The sequence below is a fragment of the Candidatus Kaelpia imicola genome (assembly GCA_030765505.1).
Classification (GTDB): domain Bacteria; phylum Omnitrophota; class Gorgyraeia; order Kaelpiales; family Kaelpiaceae; genus Kaelpia; species Kaelpia imicola.
Genome location: JAVCCL010000041.1, coordinates 1 through 10,940 on the forward strand (window position 1 = coordinate 1; position 10,940 = coordinate 10,940).

At 35.6% G+C, this 10,940-nt stretch carries 7 protein-coding genes; 5 read left to right on the top strand and 2 right to left on the bottom strand.

Annotated elements, in window-relative coordinates:
* On the top strand, positions 1-582 hold a 582-nt coding region (locus tag P9L98_06260; protein MDP8216895.1), incomplete at its 5' end, for a hypothetical protein.
* A gap of 71 nt (positions 583-653) precedes the next feature.
* On the opposite strand, the gene P9L98_06265 is transcribed toward P9L98_06260, so the two are convergent.
* The gene (locus tag P9L98_06265; protein ID MDP8216896.1) at positions 654-4,499 is read right to left on the bottom strand and encodes a hypothetical protein; all 3,846 of its coding nucleotides are present in this window, start codon (positions 4,497-4,499) and stop codon (positions 654-656) included.
* 441 nt (positions 4,500-4,940) lie between these two features.
* Here P9L98_06265 and P9L98_06270 point away from each other — a divergent pair, with 441 nt between their 5' ends.
* From P9L98_06270 to mnmE, 4 genes are all read left to right on the top strand, one after another.
* On the top strand, positions 4,941-5,630 hold the full coding sequence (locus P9L98_06270) for a hypothetical protein (protein MDP8216897.1): 690 nt from the start codon (positions 4,941-4,943) through the stop codon (positions 5,628-5,630).
* Positions 5,631-5,810: 180 nt separating this feature from the next.
* A complete protein-coding gene (gene purH / locus P9L98_06275) occupies positions 5,811-7,376 on the top strand; it encodes a bifunctional phosphoribosylaminoimidazolecarboxamide formyltransferase/IMP cyclohydrolase (protein MDP8216898.1) in 1,566 nt (521 codons plus the stop codon).
* A gap of 11 nt (positions 7,377-7,387) precedes the next feature.
* Positions 7,388-8,752 carry a folylpolyglutamate synthase/dihydrofolate synthase family protein gene (locus P9L98_06280; GenBank protein MDP8216899.1) on the top strand — a complete coding sequence of 455 codons (1,365 nt, stop codon included), beginning with the start codon at positions 7,388-7,390 and terminating at the stop codon, positions 8,750-8,752.
* Positions 8,730-10,124 carry a tRNA uridine-5-carboxymethylaminomethyl(34) synthesis GTPase MnmE gene (mnmE, locus tag P9L98_06285; GenBank protein ID MDP8216900.1) on the top strand — a complete coding sequence of 465 codons (1,395 nt, stop codon included), beginning with the start codon at positions 8,730-8,732 and terminating at the stop codon, positions 10,122-10,124. The genes P9L98_06280 and mnmE overlap by 23 nt, the downstream gene beginning before the upstream one ends.
* Positions 10,125-10,157: 33 nt before the next feature.
* Here mnmE and P9L98_06290 read toward each other — a convergent pair.
* The coding region (locus P9L98_06290) for a transposase (protein ID MDP8216901.1) at positions 10,158-10,940 on the bottom strand (783 nt) is incomplete at its 5' end.

A 10,940-nucleotide genomic window follows, 5' to 3' on the forward strand; every position in this document is an offset into this window, starting at 1 on the left:
GACGAAGTTAAAGATAATGCTAGTAGTTATCGTATTAATATAGCAGATGGAATTGTTCTTGATTTTGGAGCTATTATGGAAGTTAGCGCTGATGATTTAGTATCTTTTGCTCTTCAAAAAGGTATCGATATTAAAACATCTAAAGATATAGCTAAGGTTTATTCTATTATTATGCAGTTTGCTAATTATAAAGGTAAAAGTTATGCTGGGTTCTTTCCTTATGCTTATGAGACCAAAGAGCGTGAGAGAGTTTGGGCCTTAGCGCGTTCTATTGCTAGGAAAAATAATCTTCAAGATGTATATGGAGTAGGGCCTATCTACGAACATTCAACAGCACAATTTTTGCAACAAGGACCTGACTTAGGTATCTCTATATTCGTTGTTATAAATAGTAAAGGTAGTACTATTATTCCAGAAGATGAGATAGTAGGATTTAGCTGTGGAATGCAGAATGCACTTCAAGCTCTTGGAACTCAAAAGGCTCTCTTTGATGCGGGCAGGTATACTGTAAGAATTGAGATAGAAAGAGTGTTGACAGAGAGAAACCTGAATTATTTAAAAATATTTTTCGAGAAAATTTAGATTTAAAATAGAGAACACCTCTAATCTTTATTGCTACGTTTTTAAAAAGAATTCTAACAAAATCTTTCTTTCTACGGCCAAATTTTGCTTATAGTATCGGGGTCTTTTAACAAATCTACCACATCCGGCCAGAGAATCAATGTTTCCCCGTCGCTTCTAATGGATTCTCGGGCAAGATTAAGAACTGCGTCAAGGTATCCTTCTCTATACTCATCGTTTATTTTTTCTCCAATTTCAAAATTATCTACCAGAGCCGGAACAATTGCGGTTTTACCAAACTGGGGAAGTTTATTTATAATGATATACTGGCCATCTTCGATTTTGATTCTACCCACTATGTCATTAGAATCTCTTTCAATATCTACAGAGCCGCTTGCATTTTCTCCTGTTAAAGGTATCCATTCAGAAGAGATTGCTGTTTTAACCCCATTTTTGTCCTCAACTTCCAAGTGAGATCTAACTTTTTGCCAGTAGAGCTTGCCGTTGGCAATCCATATTTCGTAAAAGTAGTCTTCACTTTCATTGTTTGAATTATAATCAAAATTGTCGGTTTCTCCTATTCGAGTGCTCTCTATATGGTAGAGGAAAAAATCGTTAGCATACTGGGTTAAAACTAAATCCATAGCTCCAATCTCTTGCTCCATTTCCTCAATCCCTTGATTTAAGTTTTGAATCTCCTGTTTTAAGTTTTGAATCTCCTCTGAGTCTGGGTCAATCTCTTTTGCTGCTCCTAAAGCTTCTTGCTTTGTATTTTTTTCTGCTACTTTATCTTCTAGAATCCATGACTTTTCTCCTCTTCTTCTGCCTAATTCTGATAAAAACTTTACAACTGTTTCCCTGTCTGTACGTAAACCTTCAATATCTCCTATGAATTGTTCTGTAAACTCAACAAAATTATCGCGATTTTCATTTTCTTCGCTGTATTTTTGAATAATTGTATTTTCCAATTTATCTAAATTGCTTAAATCTAACTCGTCATTTTCAGCTAAATTTTGAACTATACCTGCTAAGGCGTCCATCGTATCTGCTGTTTCAGTAAATGCTTTACCAAGTGCCTGTAGCCGTTCCATCTCTTTCCCCGGCCCCTGGAGGTTAGCGCTGGCAGTATAAGCGGCGTTATATCGCTCAATTGCAGCTTCATAAAAATACCGTGCTGTTCCACCGACAACTTCTGTAAAATCCTGATATGAGATAACATAAATTCTTTCATCTATCTTTCTTATCTGAGCTCCAGCTACCATAGAGAACATTGAAGTGACCTTTCCTTCCATTGCCTGAGCGATAATCCATTTTACATAAGGCGGTTCTTCAAGGCGTAACTGCCTTCCTATAGAAGGGAATGGAATAGCAACGCTAAACATTCCGCGGTTAAAGATTATATACGTATCGCTGGCAAACCCCATAACCCCCTCATTCAAAAATGCTGAACGATGAGTATGCTGTAGATTAACCATGCTGAAATCTTTATTTACATCACGATAAACATACTGTATTGCTTGAGCGCGGCCTGATGTATCTTGGTCTCCGACAAATGGATAAGCTACATAAATAATTGTATCTTCTAAAATGCTCTGCAAATGATTGACAAAATCATCAGATTCTCCGGGTATCCCTAATATCCCGCGCATATCAGATTTTGAAAGAGGCAGATTTGTCTCCCCAACAGTTTTACCCAGAAAAGCAACCTGAGAAAATGTATTAACCGGTAAAATTGTAAACGAAACTTGATTGTCTTCTTCTTTTGTGCCCCGCTCTATGTAGCCTTCATTATCAGTATAGAAAAAGTCGCTTACTCGTATCATATAGTCAGCCAAATCCATTAATGATTGACATCTAAAAGGTGTTATTTCAAATCCTGCTTCTTTAGATTTTTCTAAGAAGTAATCAGCTAATTTTTGAATCTCTTCCGTTGCTTGAGCTATAAGCCCTGTTTCTCCATCTTCAGAGAAGCTAAAGTAGTCCCTCTCTAGCTGTCTAAATCTGATGTCATTATCATTCCAGTATTTATATAGAGTTTCTTCATCTTCAATTCTCGTATCTATTTCCCTTGCTGCGTTAATTAGCTTCTTCATTTGCTCACCTTGTGCTGTTATTCTTCCGGAATTAATTTCAGCTCTTTTTTCTGCAGTGCCCGTATATGTTTCTGGCGAGGCATCGTCGTCCATATTCATAACTATTACATTTCCTTTTGCCAGAGCCATTAAAAACATATGGTTGCGTACGCCGGAGATATGTTTAAACATATTATCTTTTAGATATTCTTCTAGTTTATTAAAATTAATTTTATTATTTTCTATAACACTTTCTTTTAACAAAATATTCTTAATTATTGGATCAAGAGTATTGTTTGATAATTTTGAGTCATATTCTTTTTTCAATTCCTCAGCATAAATCTCTACTAATCTATTTGTTTCCGGTATATCTGTATCTGTGCCTATTGCGCTATGAGTGATTGATGCTTCCGGAAATGTATTTCTTAACTCAGCTATATGTTCTTTATTCTGAGTTAGTAGTCTATGTTTTTCATATTCCTCCGGACTTGTAAATTTTGTAGGATCAGGGTCTTTTGTATTATCTATGATTACGATTGGTGCATAGTGGTTAAAGATACGGTAATTTTCCAGCTCTACTTCCAACTGGCTGTTTAGCGCCTCTGGCCGGTTCATAGTAGCAATATATACTGCATCAGGAGTAAGTTTCTCCAGTTCAATCACTTGTCCGGCTAAAGCCGAAGCGCGATAAATTTTATTTAAAGGATCAAAATAAATGAATTGCTGCCCGTATCTGTCAGTAAGTATAGAAAGTGCGAGTTCAGGAATAAGGGCAGAAAGAGTAGGATCTGCTTCTTGTTGAGCCGCTAAATAGAATACTGATGGCTTATCTTCTTGTTCTACTGATGTCTTATCTTCTTGTTCTTGGGTTATATCCTTTTTTATTAAATGCTCTAATCCTGTTTTAGTTGCGATAAGGTTTATATCTATATTGGAATTAAAAGCTTTTTTTCTCAAGCTATATTCATCGTAAACATAATATTTGCCATTCGGAAGTTCTAAAACATTGATAATTGGTCCTTCTAACTGGCGCATTGTCCAGAGAACTTTTTGTATTTCATCCACATTGTATAAATCATCGATAATGACAGCATCGCGGAAGCCGAAAACAACTTGCATTAAATTGGTATTATTTGAAATCTGTTCTAAGATTTGAGGGGCATAATTATATTTTGTATCCTGGACAGCAAGAGCTTCCAAGCCGATTTTCATAGCACGGCTGCGAGTGACTATTCTGTCTCGGGCATGTATAATTTCGGCAATTTTTTGTATTTTTTCATTGCTGAATTTTTGACCTAATAAAAACGTTCCAATTGCTTCAAGCTGAGTTTCTTCCTGTGCGTTCCCTAACCATGTGTTTCTCTGTGCTCTTAATCGAGCAGCTCCTGATTCAGGGTCTAGTTCTTTATTGAGATTATTTTTTAAAAAATTTACTACTTCTGTAGAGGCAATTGTTCCTAGTTCCTCTAATATTTCATTGCGTTCTTGTTCTGAAAACTGTCTTAAGTATGCTATAGAATACACAAGTCCAACAGCGTTTCTTTCCATTTGATCAGTAGCAGTATTTTGAAATAACGTATCGACATAATAAGGCAAAGTTAATACTCTTTTTGCTTCATCTGAAAGGGAAGAAGATTCTATATTCTTTAGTGTTGGCCAATTAGGTATTGATAAATCACGTTTTGCTTCTATATTTGCTAACTCTAAAGGAATTGCACCACGGTTATTAAGAAATTGTTCCTGGTGAGATGTAATTGTTGCTGTAATTATTCTTCGTGCTTGAACATCGGGTACAGATGTTATGCTGATTAAAATAAAAGCAATAAGAGAAATTCTGACAAATACAGAAAGATTTTTGTTTTTCATTACCCCCCCCTCTTTTTATTCTTTATTACTAAAAACTCTACTCCTATCTTCTAATATAGAAGTACTCTATTTAATGTATGTTGTCAAGTATGTGTTAAAGTGATTAATATATATGAGTCTTTATATATTATATGGTTAGAGATTGATTTATGAAAAGTTAGCTATTTCTTCTCGTTTTAGTTTTCGTAGAGAAGGTTACTTTATAAAGAGTATAAAAGAGATAATAAAATTAAAGGATTATTAAGGTATTTTTAGAATAGAAAAGCTGGGAAATGAATTTAAAAAATAAGTAAATTGATATTTATTTTACATTTTAAAATTTAATATTAGATATTCTCCTTGACGCTTTATTTCTATGTATTTACAATAAATACTAGAGAGAAACCCCGGGACTGGGGATAATTTGTTCAGGTTCAAAAGAACCTATTAGGAGGTGAGTATATGGACTGGAAAGCAATACTTTGGGATCCGGTGAGCGGTATATTTACCCGTGCAGTTAACTTTCTACCCACCCTCATAAGCGCATTAGCAGTTCTTGTTATTGGTTGGTTTGCTGCTAAGACGATACAGAAGATTACATCCAAGGTCTTCTCCTGGCTTAAACTTGATATGCTCTCTGATAAATCCGGCTTATCAAACCTCTTAAGCAAAGGCGGGATAAAGCAGACTTTCTCACAACTTCTGAGTGTGCTTCTCTATTGGTTTGTAATGCTGCTTGTATTTATCTCAGCTCTAAACATCTTAAAACTCAACGTGCTTGCCCAGCTTATGGATAAAATCATCTTCTATATTCCTAATGTAATAGCAGCTGTGTTTGTTGTTGTTGTTGGGATGTATCTTGCATCTTTCTTATCAGGCTTGGTTAAGACTGCAATGAGAGGAGTTGGAGTTCAGGAAGCACATTTCTTGGGTAATTTAACAAGAGTCGTTGTAATTCTCTTTGCTCTTGTTATCTCACTTCAGCAGCTTAGGATTCAAGCTGGCATACTATCATTTGCACTCCAAGTTTCACTTGGTAGTATCGGTCTTGCAATCGGACTTGCATTTGGTTTAGGAGGCAGAGAGACAGCATCAAGAATGCTTGAGGAATGGCGCGATAAAGTAAGAAAAAAAGAAGATATTACTCAATAATAGAATAGAAAAGATGTATAGACTATGCCCCGCTTATTTTGCGGGGCATTTCTTATTAAAATAAGAATTAATTGTTATACTTATTTAAATAGTATTTATAATAAGGTTCTGGAATATAATCCGCTTCTCATTTATAATCTAGGAGTGATTTTTAGCGGGCGTTAATAGATGGAGGTTCCAATGATTGAGATTAAAAGAGCGCTTATAAGCGTCTATGAAAAAGATGGTCTTTTGGATTTAGCCAAAGCCCTAATTGAGCGTAATGTAGAGATACTCTCAACGGGCGGTACAGCTAAATTGCTTAAGGAGAATGGTATTCCTGTAATTTGTGTTGAAGATTATACTCAGTTTCCTGAGATGATGGATGGGCGTGTTAAGACACTTCACCCAAAGATTCATGCCGGGATATTAGCTAGGCGAGATAATAAAGATGATATGGTCAAATTGGATAAGCTTGGTATAAAAAGAATAGATCTTGTTGTTGTAAATCTCTATCCATTTAGAGAAGTTACTAAAGATGGAAATTTAGAGATAGATAGAGCAATAGAGTTTATAGATATTGGTGGTCCTACTATGATAAGAGCAGCAGCTAAGAACTATAAATTTGTGGCTACTCTCTCTAGTCCTTCTCAATACAAAGAGTTAATTGAGGAGCTAGGTAAAGGAGGAGGAGTTTCAGAGGAGTTATCTCTTGAGTTCGCTAAAGAAGTTTTTAATACTATGGCTTCATATGATAAGTCAATAGGCTCTTATTTGGGAGGAGCTGTAGATAGAAAAGAGGGGTTAGCTAGTAATATTTCAATTAATTTAGAGAAGAAGTCTGATTTAAGGTATGGAGAGAACTCTCACCAAAAAGGTGCTATCTATGATGTGGTTGGCGAGCGAGGAATATCAGATGCTAAAAAAATATCAGGTAAAGAACTCTCTTTTAATAACTGGCTTGATTTAGATTCAGCTCTAAGTTGCTTAGCTGGTTTTAAGGATCCGGCTGCAGTAATTATAAAGCATAATAACCCCTGTGGTTTAGCTATTGCTTCTGATATAGGAGATGCATTTATAAAAGCCAACGAATCTGATAGTCTCTCTGCTTTTGGCGGTATCATAGGGTTGAATAGAGAAGTAACTCTTAAGGTTGCAGAGGCGATAGTAGAGACAGGTTTTAAAGAGTGTATTATTGCTCCAAGCTACAGTAAGGATGGATTATCTATATTGAGTAAGAAGAAAAATCTTAGGATTATGGAACTAAACTCTTTCTCAGAAGACGTAGCTTTAGAGTCGCTTGATTTTAGGAAAATTAGAGGCGGTTTTTTAGTTCAAGATAGGGATCTTAAAGATGTAGGGAGAGATGATTTAAAGGTTGTTACGAAGAAGAGGCCTGATGATTCTGAGATAGATGCTCTTCTCTTTGCCTGGAGTGTTGTAGCTAAGGTTAAATCTAATGCTATAGTCTTAGTAAAAGATTTTGGCGATAAAACATATGCAACGGTTGGTATCGGAGCTGGGCAAGCCTCTAGAGTAGACTCGGTTATAATCTCAATTCGTAAAGCAGGGGATAGAGCTAAAGGGGCTGTTTTAGCATCAGATGCATTCTTTCCCATGGCAGACTCTATTGAATTAGCAAAAGAAGCAGGTATTAGCTCTATCATTCAGCCTGGGGGCTCAATTAAAGATAGAGAGGTAATAGAGAAGGCTGACGAGCTAGGTTTAGCTATGGTATTTACCTCAATACGTCACTTCCGTCATTAATTCTAAAGTCTATGGATATTAAAGATTACACTCAAGCAATAGATTACTTAAATTCATTTTTCAATCTTGAGAAGGTCCCTCGTTATAATTATTCCAGGGAGCTTAAGTTAGAGAGAATGAGGGATCTATTGGATAAGCTTGATAACCCTCAGGATAACTTTAAATCTATTCATATAACAGGTAGTAAGGGTAAGGGTACGGTATCAGCATCGCTATTTCAGATACTTAAAGAGTCAGGCTATAATGTTGGGCTCTATACTTCACCTCACCTCTTAAGCTTTAGAGAGAGAATCAGGATTTCAACCAATAAGACAGATGATCCGATAGGTTTTGGTGATACTATCTCAGAAGAGGATCTGGTTAGGGTTATCAATGATGCAAAACCTCTCATAGAAGAGTTCTCTAATAATTCAAGATGGGGTAGGCCTACCTTTTTTGAGGTCTACACTCTAGTTGCGTTTCTTTGCTTTAAAGAGAAAAACTTGGATTTAGCTATTATCGAAGTAGGTTTAGGCGGTAGACTTGATGCAACAAACTTAATTAATCCCATTTTAACTATAATAACAAAGATAATCTTTGAGCATACAGATAAGCTTGGAAATAAAATAACACAGATAACAGATGAAAAGTGTGGAATATTAAAAGAGGGTGTTCCCTGCATTCTTGGTATTCAAAAATGGTCTCAAGCAATAAAGAGGGTAAAAGATAATGCCAGGAAGAACAACGTTCCGCTGTATGTAATAGGTGAGGATATAGAATTTAAAGATAAAAACAGTTCTTTCTCTCTTTATACAGAGAATAGCAAATATCTCAATTTAAAGACTAATCTCTTAGGTTGCTTTCAGTATCAGAACCTTGCATTATCTATTGCTGCAGCTCATATTTTGAGTAAAGATTATTCTAGTATCTCTTCTTCAAAAATAAGATTAGCTCTACTTAAGATATGTTGGCCGGGTAGGATGCAGCTTATAAATAAGAATCCAGTTATAGTGCTTGACTCTGCCCATACCCCAGAGAGCGTTGAGCTATTAGGAGATGAGCTGAAGAGACTATACCCTAAAAGAGATATTGTCTCTATTCTTGCGATAAGTTCAGATAAAGATAAAGAAGGTATTATAAAAGAGATATCTAAATTTTCGAGTGAAATTATATTTACCCGTATTTTAAGTGATAGGCTTAGCTATCAAGAAGAATTGGTGGAGATAGCCGATGATTTAAGGCTGACTAACTATAAAGTTGAATATAATTTTGAGGAGTCAATATTTAAGATGTTGAATAAATCTGATAAGAAGAGGCTATTCCTTATAACAGGTTCTATATTCTTAGTCTCTAAAGCTCTTGAGGTATTTAAATGTGGAGCATTACAGGCCAGATGATACAATAGTTGCAATATCCACTCCCCTTGGTCGTTCAGGTATAGGAGTAATTAGGTTATCTGGACCTAAATCATTAGATATAGTTTCTAGTATCTTTATTTCAAAAAATAATAAATCTCCAAAGAATTTTAAATCTCACACTATTCATTATGGTTTTATAAAAGATGATAGTTCTAAAGAAGAGAGCTTTATAGATGAGGTGCTTCTTACGGTTATGAGAGCTCCTAAGACCTATACAAGAGAAGATATAGTTGAGATAAATTGTCATGGAGGGGTTGTTGTGCTAAATCAAGTTTTAGATCTCTGCATGAGTGGAGGTGCCCGAGTTGCTTCGCCAGGTGAGTTTACTCTCCGTGCCTATCTTAATGGCAGAATCGATCTGTCTCAAGCTGAAGCGGTAATGAATATAATAGATGCTAAGACAGAAGAGTATCTTAGAGTTTCAGCTAGGCAGCTTGACGGGGGATTGTCTAAGGTTATATCTAAGATAAGAGAGGAGTTACTTCTGGTAGTATCTGAGTTTGAGGCAATATTGGATTTTCCAGAAGAAGAGATAGGGAAGAGCAGAAAAGAAGATCTTTTAAAAAAACTAAATAATATAAAAAAAGAGCTAAAAGATTTAATCGCTCATGGCAAGGAAGGTTCTCTTATGCGTGAGGGAATAAAGGGTGTTATAGTAGGTAGGCCTAACGTCGGTAAATCCTCTCTTATGAATGCTCTTTTGGGTCACGATAGAGTTATTGTTACTTCAACACCTGGAACAACAAGAGATGTGATTGAGGAGATAATAGACTTAGAGGGGCTTCCTTTAAAAATTGCTGATACAGCAGGGATCATAGAGACAGAGAATTTAATAGAGAGAGAGGGGGTAAGAAGAGCAAAAGATGAGATAGAGGGAGCTGATTTAGTCTTAGTCGTTTTAGATTCAACTGAAGAGTTATCCAATGATGATCGTTTAATATTAGACAAAGTTAAGGATAAGCATGTAATTATAGTTATAAATAAGATTGATTTAAAAGATAAACTAGATTTATCGATTATCAAAAAATTAGGTTATGGTAATATAGTTAAAATATCTGCTATTAAGGAGTTAGGTATCAAAAAACTTAAAAAGAGTATCTTTAAGTTATTTTTAAAAGAAAAAATAGATCTATCAGTTCCAATTATAACCAATCTAAGGCATTTAGAGAGGGTTAAAAAGGCTCTTAAAGCTCTTAGTAAGGCAATTGATAGTATCTCAGAAGATGTTTATTTTGAGTTGATTACAGAGGATTTAAGGCTATCTTTAAGTTCTCTGTCTTCTATTTTGGGGGTTGAGGTTACTGAAGATGTTTTAGAGACAATATTCTCCCGTTTTTGCATTGGTAAGTAGGTTTTTGGCTCTCCCATAAAAATACCGATAGTGTCAAGAATTTTGGACACTTTCATATTCAAGTTCTTTAGTTTTCTCTTCTGTAATAGAGAATGACATCCCTTTTGATTCTCTAATTCTTTCTGAATATTTTAATATCCCATATACCCAGAGATCTGCACTGCGTTCATTCTTGAAATACCCCTGTGTCTTGATACGGCGTCTTATCTCTTCTAAATCTCTTTCTAAGTGGTTTGTAGTACTTATGAACCTGCGGTCTTCTGCATATTCATAGAATACCAATGTCTTACTAAAATCTTTCTTAAAATGCTTAACCGCTTTTCTCTCGAGTAACTCCCACTTGCTGCAAAAACTGCCGAACCGTATTACCGCTTCCTTTCTTGTTGCTGATTCATATATCTGACTGGCATCGTTTAGCATCTCTTTACGGTGTTTTTTCTTCTGTTCGATATTACTGCATAAGTTTCTCATTTTATGCGTTGAGCACAATTGCCATTTAGCATAGGGATAGACCATCTCTATTGCTGCTTTTATCCCTTTTGCGCCGTCACTTGCTGCTGCTTTTAGATTCCTGCCTTCTAATCCGCGTCTATATAAATCATTCAACATAGGTGTAACTGCTGCCTCAGATTCTCCGGCTGCCAGCTTAAATGCCAGCATCTCTTTGGTGTTATCCAATCTAATACCTAAAACCACTATTATAGGCCTATTCTTAACTCCATTAGACTCTTTTACATGAACCCAGATTCCGTCTACCATTAGATATTTATACTCATCGTTTATTTTCTTTGTTCTGAATTCAGTTAAGCTATTATC

Coding starts and splice junctions, on each gene's coding strand:
- P9L98_06265 (MDP8216896.1), bottom strand. CDS start 4,499: ATGAAAAACAAAAATCTTTCTGTATTTGTCAGAATTTCTCTTATTGCT.
- P9L98_06270 (MDP8216897.1), top strand. CDS start 4,941: ATGGACTGGAAAGCAATACTTTGGGATCCGGTGAGCGGTATATTTACC.
- purH (MDP8216898.1), top strand. CDS start 5,811: ATGATTGAGATTAAAAGAGCGCTTATAAGCGTCTATGAAAAAGATGGT.
- P9L98_06280 (MDP8216899.1), top strand. CDS start 7,388: ATGGATATTAAAGATTACACTCAAGCAATAGATTACTTAAATTCATTT.